The organism is Mucilaginibacter sp. cycad4, from assembly GCF_034263275.1.
Classification (GTDB): domain Bacteria; phylum Bacteroidota; class Bacteroidia; order Sphingobacteriales; family Sphingobacteriaceae; genus Mucilaginibacter.
Genome location: NZ_CP139559.1, coordinates 4,492,312 through 4,507,247, shown reverse-complemented (window position 1 = coordinate 4,507,247; position 14,936 = coordinate 4,492,312). Strand labels below are relative to the sequence as shown.

The 14,936-nt window shown below is 43.7% G+C and carries 8 protein-coding genes and 1 pseudogene; 5 read left to right on the top strand and 4 right to left on the bottom strand.

From position 1 onward, the window contains the following. Nucleotides 1-4: 4 nt before the first annotated feature. Entirely contained in the window at nucleotides 5-1,012 is a 1,008-nt protein-coding gene (locus SNE26_RS18040; protein ID WP_321555314.1) for a family 43 glycosylhydrolase, read from the top strand. Between the two features lie 318 nt (nucleotides 1,013-1,330). After that, complete coding sequence (locus SNE26_RS18035; RefSeq protein WP_321555313.1) at nucleotides 1,331-2,308, top strand: glycoside hydrolase family 43 protein; 978 nt, start codon at nucleotides 1,331-1,333, stop codon at nucleotides 2,306-2,308. A 265-nt stretch (nucleotides 2,309-2,573) separates the two neighbouring features. Here SNE26_RS18035 and SNE26_RS18030 read toward each other — a convergent pair. Then, a pseudogene (locus SNE26_RS18030) lies at nucleotides 2,574-3,667 on the bottom strand (ISAs1 family transposase). Nucleotides 3,668-3,931: 264 nt separating this feature from the next. Then, nucleotides 3,932-7,486, bottom strand: a complete 3,555-nt coding sequence (locus SNE26_RS18025) for a VCBS repeat-containing protein (protein ID WP_321555312.1) — start codon at nucleotides 7,484-7,486, stop codon at nucleotides 3,932-3,934. A gap of 241 nt (nucleotides 7,487-7,727) precedes the next feature. Here SNE26_RS18025 and SNE26_RS18020 point away from each other — a divergent pair, with 241 nt between their 5' ends. Both SNE26_RS18020 and SNE26_RS18015 read left to right on the top strand, forming a co-directional pair. Next, nucleotides 7,728-9,047, top strand: a complete 1,320-nt coding sequence (locus SNE26_RS18020; RefSeq protein WP_321555311.1) for a vanadium-dependent haloperoxidase — start codon at nucleotides 7,728-7,730, stop codon at nucleotides 9,045-9,047. 420 nt (nucleotides 9,048-9,467) lie between these two features. Further along, nucleotides 9,468-10,199, top strand: a complete 732-nt coding sequence (locus tag SNE26_RS18015; RefSeq protein WP_321555310.1) for a GntR family transcriptional regulator — start codon at nucleotides 9,468-9,470, stop codon at nucleotides 10,197-10,199. Nucleotides 10,200-10,998: 799 nt separating this feature from the next. Here SNE26_RS18015 and SNE26_RS18010 read toward each other — a convergent pair. Together SNE26_RS18010 and SNE26_RS18005 are read right to left on the bottom strand one after the other, a co-directional pair. Continuing rightward, a complete protein-coding gene (locus tag SNE26_RS18010; RefSeq protein WP_321555309.1) occupies nucleotides 10,999-12,234 on the bottom strand; it encodes an alpha/beta hydrolase-fold protein in 1,236 nt (411 codons plus the stop codon). A gap of 186 nt (nucleotides 12,235-12,420) precedes the next feature. Beyond that, on the bottom strand, nucleotides 12,421-13,704 hold the full coding sequence (locus tag SNE26_RS18005; protein ID WP_321555308.1) for a formylglycine-generating enzyme family protein: 1,284 nt from the start codon (nucleotides 13,702-13,704) through the stop codon (nucleotides 12,421-12,423). A 154-nt stretch (nucleotides 13,705-13,858) separates the two neighbouring features. Between SNE26_RS18005 and SNE26_RS18000 the strand changes: the two genes are divergently transcribed. Beyond that, on the top strand, nucleotides 13,859-14,887 hold the full coding sequence (locus tag SNE26_RS18000) for an LD-carboxypeptidase (RefSeq protein WP_321555307.1): 1,029 nt from the start codon (nucleotides 13,859-13,861) through the stop codon (nucleotides 14,885-14,887). The last annotated feature ends 49 nt before the right edge of the window (nucleotides 14,888-14,936 follow it).

The window sequence follows — 14,936 nt, the reverse complement described above, 5'->3', positions numbered from 1 at the left end:
ACTCGTGATAAAAAAAATCCTTTTATTCATTTCCTTATTGTTCCCGGGCGTTATAAGTAATGCCCAGGAACTAAGGACTGACATATCGGTACACGATCCGGTAATGACCCGGCAGGATAGTACTTATTATATCTTCTGCACGGGTAACGGGATTGCCATGTGGTCGTCGGCAGACAGGGTACATTGGAAAGCCGAGAAACCTGTTTTTGCTTCAGCGCCGCAATGGGCTGTTGATGCCATCCCCGGTTTTAAAGGGCATATCTGGGCGCCGGATATTTCTTTTTATAAAGATCAATATTACCTGTTTTATTCGGTATCGGCTTTTGGTAAAAATACCTCGGCTATAGGGGTAGCAACCAATACTACGCTGCATACCAATGATCCGGCTTATAAATGGGTTGATCATGGTAAAGTGATCCAATCTGTTCCCGGTAAAACCAACTGGAATGCTATTGACCCCAATTTAATAACCGATAACGACGGCACACCGTACCTTGTTTTTGGCTCGTTTTGGGATGGCCTTAAACTGGTGAAGCTGAATAAAGACAGGTTAAGCGTTGCGGAGAACTTGAATAACATCCCAACTATTGCCACACGCAGAAAAGCAGCATCAGAAAACCTTCCCGCTGTTGATGGTAACCCGGTTGATGCCGGTGGCAATGCCATTGAAGCCCCGTTTATTTTTAAACACGACAAATATTTTTACCTGTTTGCTTCGATAGATTATTGCTGCAAAGGGCCTAAGAGTACTTACAAAATGATCATCGGTCGCTCAAAGAAATTGAAAGGGCCGTATCTGGATAAAGATGGTATAGCCATGAACAAAGGCGGCGGCAGTATCCTGCTGGCCGGTGATAAGGATTGGTACGGTGTTGGCCATAATGGGGTAAGCACTTTTGATGGGGTGGATTATATTATCTTCCACGGCTATGACGCTTCGGACAGGGGGATTTCAAAGTTGAGGGTAGAGAAGCTGGATTGGGTTGATGGATGGCCGGTGGTGGAGAAGTAACCGATTAACGCTGTCTTTCGGGGAACACTGGTAGGAGGGGAGAATAACAAATCTAAACGTCATGCCGAACTTGTTTCGGCACCCCACGGGATAAGCGGACGGTTGCTTAGCATGGTTGCTCAGCAAGTGAGGTGTTGAAACAAGTTCAACATGACCTTGTTTGTTGCCGTGCATTCCCCGGGTTTAAGCGTCCGTGCTTGAACCAACTTTTTTAGTGAGCGCCTACGCTTACGCACCTAAAACAACCCATAACGTGAGCGTGGACGCTCACATTTTATATTATTTAAGCGCGGACGCTTGAACATGCGATAGGACAATATGAAAATATCAAAACATTTAATCGCGTTAGCCATAACTCTCGGCGGCTTAACTTCAGCCAATGCCGCAACCCGTGATACCGTCATACATGCAGATGGCAACCCCATTATTAAGCATAAGTACACTGCCGATCCGGCGGCTATGGTTTATAAGGGTAAGGTTTATCTGTATACCGGGCATGATGAGGCGGCACCGGGACACAATGGTTATACCATGCACAACTGGACCTGTTTTTCATCATCGGATATGGTAACCTGGCAGGAGCATCCTGTACCAATGAGCATCAAAGATTTTGCCTGGGCCAAGGACGATGCATGGGCATCGCAGGTAATTGAACGGAATGGTAAATTTTACTGGTATGTAGCTGTTGAACATGGCACTATTCCCGGCAAGGCAATAGGTGTGGCGGTATCTGACAGTCCGACGGGCCCGTTTAAAGATGCCCGCGGTAGTGCTTTGGTCACCAATGATATGACTAAAGCTGTAAAGCATTCATGGGATGATATTGACCCAACGGTTATTATTGATAAAGATGGGCAAGCCTACTTGTTTTGGGGCAATGGCATTTGCTACTATGCTAAATTAAAAAGCGACATGACCGAGCTCGACGGCGAGATCAAAACCATTACCCTGCCGCATTATACCGAAGCACCCTGGATCCATGAGCGCAACGGCTGGTATTATCTATCATATGCCTATGAGTTTCCCGAAAAGATAGCCTATGCCATGAGCCGGAATATTAACGGCCCATGGGAGTATAAAGGGATCATTAACGAGATTGCCGGAAACTCCAATACCAATCACCAGGCTATCATAGAGTTTAAGGGCAAATGGTATTTTATATACCATAATGGCGCGTTGGTGCCAGATGCTGGGAGTTTTCACCGCTCGGTTTGTATCGATTATTTGTATTACAATAAAGATGGCAGTATTAAAAGGGTGATCATGACAAGCGAGGGCGTGAAGCCTGCGAAGTGATGTTGGCACCGGGTAGAGCGAACTTTATTTATAAAAATAAAACGCCCTGGCTAATCTGGATTGCCCGGGCGTTTTTGTTTGTCTCGCTACCGCTCGGCTCCTGCCGAGTGCCGTTAACTTAAGGAAAAAAAGCGCGGGATTGTGCGACTCCCCTCTTGAGAGGGGCGGAGGGGTGTGTTTTTGCTTTGATAAGCTTGTAGCAGAAACACACCCCTGCCACCACTCGTTCCTCCGCGCCCCCTCTCGAGAGCAGGGCTGTTGCATTCTAATTTAATAGTTGTTTTAACCTGTTGATATCGTTGCAAACAAGCCTTTGCGCTTGTGCGAGGTTTGGGTAATCATTTATTCTAAATACATTAATAACTATGTTTCTGAACACAGAAGTATTTTCAGGCGCATTGGATGTTCTAATTCGTGAAGCGTCTTCGTTAAATGTCACGTCCTTTACCCAATGAAGACTGTTTTCTATACTCCAATGGCTTTTAATACCATGGCAGAATGTTTGCGCATTACCGATTAAGCTACTGATGAAAAAGGCGTATTCTTCCCGGATACGTCCTTTTTCTTTTACCCAGCGATGCACTTTAATAAGTTGGCTTACCCCAGCCCATGTGTTACTGATTTCCTCTGTTCCCGGGTACACCCAAACTGTTCTACGTTCTATTCGCCCTTTGTTTTTCAACAACTCAACAAACTTACTACAAACCATTGCCTCGTCCGATGTAATGGTTTCGATCTTTTTGTAAAGGTTCTTTTGATTCTTCTTCACGCCTATTATATAATTGTTATCTGTATCAATAATAGCCTCTACCGTTTTTTTTGACAATGTAATGCGTCAAGTGTAAACGTTACCCCCTGTAATCCTAAACTGGAAATAAGCTGCTGAACTACAGAGATTTCACTTTGTTTTGAGTTGTCAACTAAACCATGGCCAACGACTTGATTACTCCTGCTACTATACAAGCTTACCAGGCTTACAAATCGTTGTTTGTCAAGAGAATAATCGCTCATCGTCCCTTTCATTGCCTTACCATCTATATGTAGCCATTCATTTTTAGACAAATCAATATGCTGACTGGCCCATTTATGGAAACTCTCATTTAAGCTGTTAAAGTCTAAATCTTGTATTACACGTCTTATAGTATAAAAGCTTGGAAGGCGGGCTTTATTAGGCTGAAAGAAGGCCAAAAGATCGACTTCATTCCGCTTTATAAAATCACCCATCGAACGATAGCCATGATAACCGCTCATTGTACTCATTAACACAAGCAACAGAATGAAAGTCTGGTCATGGCGCTGGCCTGCCTTTCGCCTTATATCCGGTAACTCTGATAAATACGCTAATATGCTCTTATCCATCCTAACTTTTTTGACCTCAAGTTAACTTATAATATTTAGAATGCAACAGCCCTGCTCTCGAGAGAGGGCGCGGAGGAACGAGTGGTGGCAGGGGTGTGTTTCTGCTACAAGCTTATCAAAGCAAAAACACACCCCTCCGCCCCTCTCAAGAGGGGAGTCGCACAATCCCGAGCTTTTTTTCCTTAAGTTAACGGCACTCGGCAGGAGCCGGGCGGTGGCGCGGAACTCAGCATGGCATGGCGGATATACATTCATTTACAACTATCAACTCCCTTTCCTTTTCCTCCCGCTATAACTTGTTATGGTTACATCTGCTGTATTAGCATCCAACTCCAATACCCTTGATGATTGCGACAAATACGTTGACCCATAATAAAATTCAACATGTTTCTTGCCGCCGTTTTTAAGCATAATATCAGCATAAAAATCATCAGGCTTTAATTTAATATATCGCTTGGCAGGATTAGCGCCCGTTTTCCGGAAAACTTTAATGCTATCCTGATTTTGGGTAGCTACCAGCAAATCACCTTTAGTAGATTGTACACTTGCCAGGCCTTTACCATCGCCTGCAACATAAATGCCGCTTTGGGCAATTGACAATGGTGCAAAGCCGCCTTTTCCATTGCCTTTCATGTACAGGCCCATAAACGCATCATGCCTGCCGGTAAAAGGTTCCATGCCAAAATCGTTGCCAATCATTATTAGGTCGAGGTTGCCATCGCGGTCAATGTCTTTTGTGATCATGCCATAAACCGGTGCCATCTGAGCATCTTGCGGTAGTGCACTGATACTAAAAGTACCAGTGCCATTACCGGTGATAAGGCTGGTGTTCATATCGGTAGCTTTAAGCACAACTGCGCCTTCTTTGTCTTTTTCGGTCCACAAGTCATTCACGGTAGCGTGACCGAAGCCGCGGTAGCTTGGATATTTTTTGCGGATGGAGATCAGCTGACTGATCAGGTCATCGCGGGTGTGCATAGGGAATGGTTTCTGTGAGCCGTCCTCATCCTTCATAAAGCAAAATATCATGGCATCAAATGAGCCATTACCGTCCAGGTCTTTACCCATAATGGTCATGGGTTGCTCAAATGATGCTTTGTAATTTGAATTTTGACCAAGGTTACCGGCTACATAGTCAATATTGCCGTCATTGTTAAAATCACCGGCAACGATACTGTTCCACCAGCCTACATGGTCATCAATGCCCGATTTTATTTTGCTGAAACCATGCCCATTGTTTTTGTAGAAGGTAACAGGCATCCATTCGCCAACTACCACCAGGTCCGCCTGGCCATCCTTATCAAAATCCGACCATAGGGCATCGGTGATCATGCCGCCATGCAGCAATTCGGGGCAAAGCTGACCGGTTACATCGGTAAATTTACCACCATCGTTCCTGAGCAAATGGCTAACCGGCGATGAAGGGTAAGCCCCCGAAACGGATCTTGAACCAACAAAAAGGTCGAGGTCTCCATCGCCGTCAAAGTCAGCGGCACGGACACAAGAGCCGTTATCATACTCAACAGGCACTGCGGCGAGGTCGCGGGCAAAATGGCCTTTTTTATCGTTGATGTAAAGCCTGTCCTGTGCAGTAGTATGTCCTTTTTGAAATTCGTAACTACCGCTTGCGATGTAGAGGTCCGGGAACCCATCGCCATTAGCGTCAAACAGCAACACGCCCATGTCTTCTTCATCTTTAAAATCTTCGTGCACAAAACGATTGTTATCGATAGTAAAATGGCCGCTGGCATCCTGCATAAAAAATACGCCTTTATTTCCTGCTGATCCTCCCACAAAAATGTCATCATAGCCATTGCCATCCACATCGCCAACGGCAATAGCGGGCCCGTACTGGCTTAGCTTATGCGGCAGGGTAGGCTGTATGTTATAGTCGATAGCGTCTTTTTCCTGGTGCACGTATTTTATACCCGATTGGTTGTTAGCAGGCTGAAATACGGGAGTAATTTTGCTCTCTGCGTCAGGCGGGAAATATCCGGAGGCGCTTTTATATTGCAATGTAAGTGTTTGATTGGCTTTTACATTGGTAAGCCGCTGGGTTTTGCCATCGGGCCAGCGCACCCTTAATGAATCGACAGTAGTTGCAGCACCTATACCAAAATGCCCACGGGCATCATCCGTGCTCATGTAACCCCGGCAAGGTTGCTGGTCATAAAACTGCTGATTGCCTTTGTAATAGATCCGGATAGTTGCGCCAATGCCGCCAATGTTTTTGCTATCACCCTGCAGGGCAACGGTGAGGTAGTTATGATTTTTGGCTACCTGCGTTTTGCTATTAGCAGTGTTTTCATAAACAAAAGCGTCGTCGTCGATATTATTGATCACCAGATCAAGATCGCCGTCATTATCCAAATCCGCATAAACGCCGCCGGTTGAAAAGGTAGGTTTTACGATACCCCAATCTTTCGATTGATCTTTAAACAAATAGCCACCGGTATTTCTGAAAGCATAACTCGGTGTCTTTACAACCGGAAACGAATCGGCAGCAGCTAAAGTGGTGTTTTCTTTAACTGTACGTCCCTGGTCGTTGCTGTACAGGGCATGGTCAAGATCTGTAACGTCGCGGGGATAGCCGTTGGTGATCATCATATCACGGTAACCATCATTATCAAAATCGGCTACAAGGGGCGTCCAACTCCAGTCGGTTTGATAAACACCGGCCTGGTAAGCTATTTCGCTGTATTGGGGGTGGCCCGCGGGCGTTTGCCCCTGGTTAAGCTGCAGCACATTGCGGATGTATTGGTGCTCATATTTGAATTTGTTATTATTGATATAGGTGATGTAGTTATCGCCTACAAGCATGGTTTTTTTACGCACGTTTTCTTCGGGCAGCATCTCCAGCGATACCAGGTCGGCCTTGCCATCGTTGTTGATATCAACCATGTCTGATCCCATAACCGACCAGCCTGTATGTTTAAAATACGCTCCAGCACCATTAGTGAACGTACCGTTCTTATTGTTCACCCATAGCACATCGTTCGATATAAAGTCGTTACCTACATACACATCCGGCCAGCCATCGTTATTTACATCGCATATAGAAACCGAGTTGCCAAAGCCTTCTATCAGTATACCTGCTTCTTTGGTTACATTGGTGAAGGTACCATTGCCATTGTTGCGGTAAAGGCGGTCGTTATTCTGGGCGCTGCCATCTGTTAATTTAGGGCGATAGGCCACCGGTGTTTCTTTGCCTAAAAAGTTGGTGAGGAGGTACATGTCCGGATCGCCGTCATGATCGTAATCAAAAAATACGGCCTGGGTGCTGTAGCCGGTATCCTGCAGGCCATATGCTGCTGCCGATTCCTTGAAGGTTGGCACCCCATCTTTATTGGTTGCCTGGTTGATGAAAAGCAGGTTTTTACGATGGCTGAGATCGCTTTTAAATGATGAGCAAACGTAGATGTCCGGCCATCCATCGTTGTTAATGTCAACTACCGAAACTCCCGCGTACCAGTCACCATTGCCGGCTACACCCGCCGCATCGGTAACATCTTTAAAAGTAAGTGAGCCTTTGTTGATGTATAATTTATTGGCAACCATATTGCCGGCAAAATAAACATCGGGCAGGCCGTCATGGTTAAAATCGCCGATACCAACACCGGCACCATTGTACAGGTAGGGGTGGTTGAGGATGTTAATGCTGTCACTTTCGGTAATGGTGTTTTTAAAATCGATGCCGGTTTGTGAAGCATCAAGCAACTTAAAAAGCGTTGGGCCTGCGGATTTTTTTTGGCAGCCAACACCTAAAAAAAGTAACAATAAAGTAGATAGTTTAAACGCGTGGGGTAAACTTTTTATCATGCAGATACGGTTAATAATTGATTGATGGTTTATGCTTTGGTTAAGCTTTAACTTATTGGTTATAATGCAATAAGCCACTGTAAAGAAAACGGATTTTACAATTCCTGTTTCTGCAAATTGTATCAAAAGTTAGTTAATTACTATCGGCTCATACTTAAATATTGATTAACTGTTAGCTTTGATCTGAGCCCCTGATTTGAGGGGTAGACCAATTAAACTGATCAAGCCATTGCTGTTCATCATGATGAAGAGACTATACTTTGCACTTATCGTTATTATAACCTGCTCATCATGCGGTAAGAAAAGCTGGGAAAAACCGGCCGAAAATCCTGATTTTATACACCGGTCTATCAAAGATGTTACTGACGTGGTGCGGCATGATATTTATTCGCCGCCGGTTGCCAGCCGTATTTATGCCTATATCAGCGTAGCGGCGTATGAAGCTGCGCGAAATGGCGATAATCATTACCAATCGCTTGAAGGACAACTGAAAGGGCTCGACTCGGTACCAAAGCCTATGGCCGGAAAAAAATATTGCTTCACGTTATCGGCATCTCATGCTATTTTAACCGTTGGCAAAATCCTGGTGATGAGTGAGGGCAGGATAGAGGGCTTTCATGACAAACTGATGCAGGAGTTTAAAAATACCGGCATGCCTGATAGTGTGTATGATAATTCGATAGCATACGGTAAACTTATTGCCGACAGGATCATTAAATGGGCGGCCAAGGATAATTATAAGCATACCCGTTCGTTATCAAAATACGATGTGCAAACCGATGATGCCAGCTGGAAACCTACCCCACCGGCCTACATGAAAGGTATTGAACCGCACTGGAACGAGATTCGTCCATTTTTGCTTGATTCGGCGCAGCAATTTAAACCGGCCCATCCTTTTACCTTCAGCAACATCCCCGGCAGTAATTTCTATAAACTGGCTATGGAAGTATATGATACCGGCAAGCACCTCACCGATGATGAAGCCACCATTGCCACCTTTTGGGATGATAACCCTTTTAAGGTGAATATCAACGGCCACACCATGTTTGCCACAAAAAAGATCTCACCGGGAGGGCATTGGATCAATATCACGGCGCTGGCTTGTCGTAAGGCTAAAGCCGGTTACGTGAAAAGCTCCGAAGCTTATGCCTGTATAGCTGTAGTTATTGCAGATAGTTTTATAAACTGCTGGGACGAAAAATACCGGAGCAAAGTGATCAGGCCCGAAACCTACATTAACCAGTATATTGATCAAAGCTGGATGCCGCTGCTGCAAACGCCGCCCTTTCCCGAGTATACCAGCGGGCACAGTGTTATATCTACCGCCTCAGCAGCGGTGTTAAGCAAATTATTTGGAGATGAATTTTCATTCATTGACTCGACAGAAATGGAGTTTTCCATACCCGCGCGCAACTTCAAATCATTTAAAGCCGCGGCCGAAGAGGCCGCTATCAGCAGGTTTTATGGTGGCATCCATTATATGCCATCTATAACCAATGGTGTAGATGAGGGCGATAGGATAGGGCAGTTTGCTTTAACCAGGCTGCACACTAAGAAGTAGCAGGCAGGCTTAGCTATAGTGCTTTATTGTTTGAATGCCGGGGCTAAAGCCTGATGAGTTTCTCGATTATGTCGTTAGGGGCAACGATAATGATCTTTACTAACGGGTTATTTTCCATCACTTTGTGCCTTTGGCCGGGGGATAATTAAAGAACAATTTATAATATTAAAACAATAAAACAACCATTTGTATGAACATTTAGGTTATGAAGCCCTGAAAGTAAATAATTGATACAAATAACTGCTAAATAGTTAGGCCAATAAAAATAAAATAAGTCATTTAATCATTAACATACCATACAATCTATCATATCCTGTATGGTAAATTAAAAACACCGGCTTAAACCATGTAAATACATGATTAACCTTTTTACTATCTTTACCCGCACTTATATCCTCATTAAGGTTAGTAAAAACCACTATGAAATTAGCCATCGACCACAAAAGCCCAATTCCCCTCCATATCCAGGCTGAACAATTGCTTCGCGAACTAATCAAAGACCCAGCTTACCAGGCAGGTAAATTACTGCCCAACGAGGTTGAACTGGCTAAAAAGCTGGCTATATCCCGCACAACCCTGCGCCAGGCTATTAATAAACTTGTTTATGAAGAGTTGCTGATCCGTAAAAAAGGCTTTGGTACCAAGGTTGCCCACTCCAGGATCAGTTCAAAATCAATGAACTGGCTCAGTTTTTCGCAGGAAATGAAAGCGAGGGGCATTACCGTAAAAAACTATGAGCTGCATGTAAGCTGGGTATTTCCGGATGAAAGCACTGCCAGTTTTTTCGATATCGGTACGGAGAAAAAAATTGTAAAAATGGAACGGTTACGGGGCAGCAGCGACAACCCTTTTGTTTATTTCATATCTTATTTTCACCCGAGGATAGGCCTTACCGGCGAAGAAGATTTTAAACGCCCGCTTTATGAAATGCTTGAGGATGAATATTCTACAATAGCAAACCTGTCAAAAGAAGAGATCAGTGCTCTTGAAGCTAATAAATTTATAGCCGGCAAGCTTGAAATTGAAACCGGCAGCCCCGTATTATTCAGAAAAAGATTTGTTTACGATCAGGGCGAGCGCCCAATGGAATACAATCTTGGCTATTACAAAGCCGAAAGCTTTGTATACACAGTTGAAAGCCGCAGGACCTGATTATGAATTTAATTGATCCATAAAATCCGGTAGTAAACATCACTATAATATCTTGTGCTATGCAGTCGCAATCAATACATCTTCTTTTCCAGGTGGTTGTTTAAAAATCGTCATTGCGAATACGACGCAATCCCCGATTATCAGAGCCGCTCTGTATAGTTCGCGATAGCTTCGTACCACGCAATGACTTAATCTTAAGTTATTGACTTTTATATGTTTGTGCGGAAAGATTTTATGATATGGGCGTTCCCGTTAGCTAACGGGCCGGGCTTTCCGTTACAAGTCCTCGCTTTGCCTTCCCGCAACCTAACCCACGCTGTGGGCTTTCCACTGCAATCCTAACGCAGCCCTACGCACAATCGCTAATATTTTCTACGTCATTACGATTTTTTCCAGGGTTTCCCTGGTGGTTACCCGTATGACAATCTCATTTTTGCAATTCTATTTTTTTAACGCTTTCTCTTTACAGAAGCTTCTATGCTTCGAAAATACTGCAATTCATTGCCAATTATCCATAAACTAATCTTTATCTATAAAATAATACCAATAAAAGTAAAATTTTCATATTAAGATGACAATAAATGTAAAGAATACACGTATATTTGTAGCATCATGTGAATAGCTGACAGGCAGCGTCACCGGTTCGACTCCGGATTTACATCTCTTCTCATAATTTAGGTTTATAATTGGTTAGAACGCATTCCTGCCCATCAGGAGTGCTTCTTTTTTTATAGCTCTACCTAACGCAAAAAAGGGATCAAGCCGAATAATTACGGGATGGGATAAAAATATATAAGAATTACCGGTTTTCTGAAGCGCCCGTTAATTTAGCTTTTATATTTTGTGATCGGGGGTTTAATGCAAGTGCCTTTTTATAGCAAGTCACCGCTTTTGAACGATCACCCGTTTTTAAATATGCATCGCCTAATTGGCTAAAGGCAGTTGGCGATGCGGGATAGTTTTGGGTATTCATTTCAAGTAGACCTATAGCATTGTCCAGCGCCCCGGGCTGGGTTAATAAATACATTGCCGTGTTGCTAATATTCACTTCTGTTGGTATAACAGCATATCCATATCGTTGAGATAATTGTTGATAATGTTGCTTTACAACAGCCGCATTCAATGATTTTGGATCCATCTGCGGCAGGTCCCATTGCCTGTAAATAAATCGTAAGGCGTCATAATAGGCTTTTATAGGCTCCGTCATATGTATATCCTCAGGATAGTAAACATATTTATGGTCTAACCCCGGTATTTTATTTTGTGTTATTATAGAGTCGAATTTTAAAAGGTCGATATGAAAGGTAGATTTGTCTGATCCTCCTTCGTTCGCATCACTGTAAAAGATCATTTTATTTATTATCCGGTTGGTTTTTAGCTTCCTATCGGCAAGGTTAAGTAAATACTCTTTATCCCACCAAAATGAAGGACTTACAGCTATATAAGCACTAAACATATCCGGCTGCGTTAGCAGGCAATTGATTGTGGTGATGCCGCCAAATGAGTGTCCTGCAAAAATTCTAAAGGCCTCTGTTTTGTAGTGCGCGTCAACATACGGGATCAACTCGCTACTAATAAATTGTAAAAAATTATTGCCGCCGCCGCTTGGCTTTAACCATGAGTTTGAACTGGTGTCAGGTTTTCCGTAATAATCAATAACACTATGGGTTGGGGTAAGGTCCCTTGTGCGGTTTGTATTAGGAATCCCAACTATAATCATTTCGGGCATGACATTTACATCCCAGCGGCTCAAGTACCTGCAATATTCTGCAATCATGCTAAAATGATTATCTCCGTCAAGTATGTATAATACCGGGTAACGCCTATGAGGTAGTAGCGTATCGATGGGTGGGACATAAATATAAATTTTCCGTTCTTCCTTCAATATTTTAGACGGAAGTTTAATAATGTTTGCAGATATCGGCTTAAATGGCGGGTCGGTTTGGGCAAGTATGCCCTTAGGAAATAGCAATATCAGAAGAATATATATTAGATTATTTCTAAAATGATGTTTCAGGTAGCTTCTGTAAATCATAACGGTTGAGTTATTAGCCCGCATTGAAATTACTGCATTTATAGAGATAAAGTTTATTTATACCGCAATATTTTTATGGTTGGGAAAATATCACAAAAGTTATCCCGGCAAGATTTTAGCATGATCCGCGGGAGCCTGAAGCCAAAAGCAACCAAATTGGGTAATTAAGATAAAATTGAAAAGATATTAAAGCGCTTGCTGGGCGTCCTGTGTGGTATTATTACCTTGCTTAATATCCCGTACACATCGAAAGCCGACGTGGTTTGTTGCCGAGCGATATTCGCCTTTACCTCTTGAACCAACTATATACCTCGTACAGTACTGATCGGTACATAAAAATGAGCCGCCTCTTTGAACCTTCTTTTTTTGCCCGGGCTCCTGCGGATCTAAAGAATCAGAAGGCCCTTTGGGATTGCGTACAACTGTATTAGGATTAAAACTATTATAATAATCATTACGGTACCAGTCGGCACACCACTCCCAGGCGTTGCCGGCCATGTCATATAAGCCGTAGGCATTTGCGGGATATTTTTTTATAGGGCCAAGACCGGTTTCTCCATCTTCGGCATTGTCATGATCAGGAAAAGATCCCTGAAATGTGTTGGCCATCCAGCGCCCTTTCTGTTTTAACTGGTTGCCCCATGGGTATAACTCACCGGCTTTACCTCCCCTTGCGGCAAATTCCCATTCAGCCTCTGTGGGCAGACGTTTTCCGGCCCATTTGGCATAGGCAGCAGCATCCTCCCAGGCTACCTGTACTACCGGGTAGTTTTCTTTCCCTTTCAAGTCGGAGCCCGGCCCGAGCGGATGTTTCCAATCGGCCCCGTTTTGATACGACCACCATTGCGAAATATCATCTAATTGAACTTTCTGATGCGGAGGCGTAAAAACAACCGATCCGGCAACGAGTTTTTCGGATGGTACGCCCGGAAATTCCGCCTCGGTTGGTTTTTGTTCGGCCACGGTTACATAGCCGGTAGCTTTAACAAATTTGGCAAACTGGTTATTGGTTACCTCTGTTTTATCCATGTAAAAACCATCAACAAATACCCGGTGAACAGGCCTGGCATCATCCATAGCTTCCATACCGCCATCAGTCATGCCCGTTGGATTAACCCCACCCATGCTAAAAGTGCCGCCGGGGATCCAGGCCATATCATTATCAGCTTTATCGGCCGATGTACTGTTCACATTAACTATTGTAGGTTGAAATGCCTCGCCTCCCTGATGCATATATAAAATGCTATCCTCTTTGATCATCCCGTTTTTAGTACATGAAATGGCCGCTTTTATTTTAAAACCGGCTGCTGAGGTATAAGCTATGGGCCGGGATGTTGTACTATCAGCATCCTTTCCGTCCTCACTCTTATGATCTGCGCTGTGGCAACTCTGAAAAGCGAAAAACCATAACAGCAGAGCAAGAGCTGTCAATAGTGTAGTTCCTGAAAATGGGATAAACTTAATCTTCATCAAATCCAAACTTAATGATCTTTATGCAAAGGCAAACGCGTTTTTTGTAAAGATTATGGTAGATAATATAATTACCAGCCCCGTATCATTACTTGTATGCTGTTTTTCATACTTTTATCAATCCTGTTGTATTACAATACAACAGCCATAAAAAATGAACCGAAAACGCTTCATCTCCTCTTTAGTAACTGCCGGCGCCGCATTATCAACTTCGGGGTCATGGGCAACTACAGCTGAAATTCCTGACGCTAAAGCCCATCACAAAATCCCGCCCTATTTACAACCGGGCGACACAATAGGTATTGTTAGTCCATCGGGATATATGAGCTTAGCCGACATTATCCCATCTGTACAACTTATGCAGAGCTGGGGTTTTAAGGTTGAGATTGGCGATAACGCAGGTAAAAAGGATTTTATATACGGAGGAACGGATGAAGAGCGTGCGGCAGACCTGCAGCAAATGCTGGATAACCCGGAGATTAAAGCCATTATGTGCGCACGGGGAGGTTACGGATTGGTGAGGATCATTGACCGGCTAAATTTCAGGCAGTTTAAAAAGAAGCCGAAATGGATCATCGGCTTCAGCGACATTACCGCCCTGCATTGCCATATCAACCGAAACTTTGGTATTGCAACCCTGCATTCAAAAATGTGCAACAGTTTTCCTGATGACCGGGCAAAGGCCGACCCCATGCAGGTAGCCACCATTCAATCCATCAGGCAGGCGCTTACGGGCGAAAGTCTTAATTATTCGTCACCTGCTTGCCTGCAAAACCGCCCCGGCAAAGCCGGAGCTCCGTTGGTTGGAGGTAACCTGAGTTTGATTACAACGCTTTCGGGCACCCCGTCTGATCTGGATACGGATGGTAAGATCTTATTTGTTGAAGATACCCACGAATACCTTTACAATATCGACCGTATGTTCTGGAACCTGGAACAAAGCGGTAAACTTTCCCGCTTAGCCGGGTTAATCATAGGCGGCTTCCAGTTAAAGCCCGATATTGAAGGTGAAGAATTTGGCCATACCATTTATGATATTGTAACCGAAAAAGTAAAAGAATATACTTATCCGGTTTGCTTTGATTTTCCGGTGGGGCATCAAAAAAACAACTTTGCGCTTAAATGCGGGGTACACCATACATTTGAGGTTAATACAGAAGGAAGCACATTATATGAAAGCTAAAAGCACAAAGGTTAAAAGTAACATATTGATTATCAGTGATATTTAATTA

Excerpts from the sequence above, each read along its gene's own strand:
- SNE26_RS18035 (WP_321555313.1), top strand. The coding sequence starts at position 1,331 with ATGAAAATATCAAAACATTTAATCGCGTTAGCCATAACTCTCGGCGGC.
- SNE26_RS18025 (WP_321555312.1), bottom strand. The coding sequence starts at position 7,486 with ATGATAAAAAGTTTACCCCACGCGTTTAAACTATCTACTTTATTGTTA.
- SNE26_RS18020 (WP_321555311.1), top strand. The coding sequence starts at position 7,728 with ATGATGAAGAGACTATACTTTGCACTTATCGTTATTATAACCTGCTCA.
- SNE26_RS18015 (WP_321555310.1), top strand. The coding sequence starts at position 9,468 with ATGAAATTAGCCATCGACCACAAAAGCCCAATTCCCCTCCATATCCAG.
- SNE26_RS18010 (WP_321555309.1), bottom strand. The coding sequence starts at position 12,234 with ATGATTTACAGAAGCTACCTGAAACATCATTTTAGAAATAATCTAATA.
- SNE26_RS18005 (WP_321555308.1), bottom strand. The coding sequence starts at position 13,704 with ATGAAGATTAAGTTTATCCCATTTTCAGGAACTACACTATTGACAGCT.
- SNE26_RS18000 (WP_321555307.1), top strand. The coding sequence starts at position 13,859 with ATGAACCGAAAACGCTTCATCTCCTCTTTAGTAACTGCCGGCGCCGCA.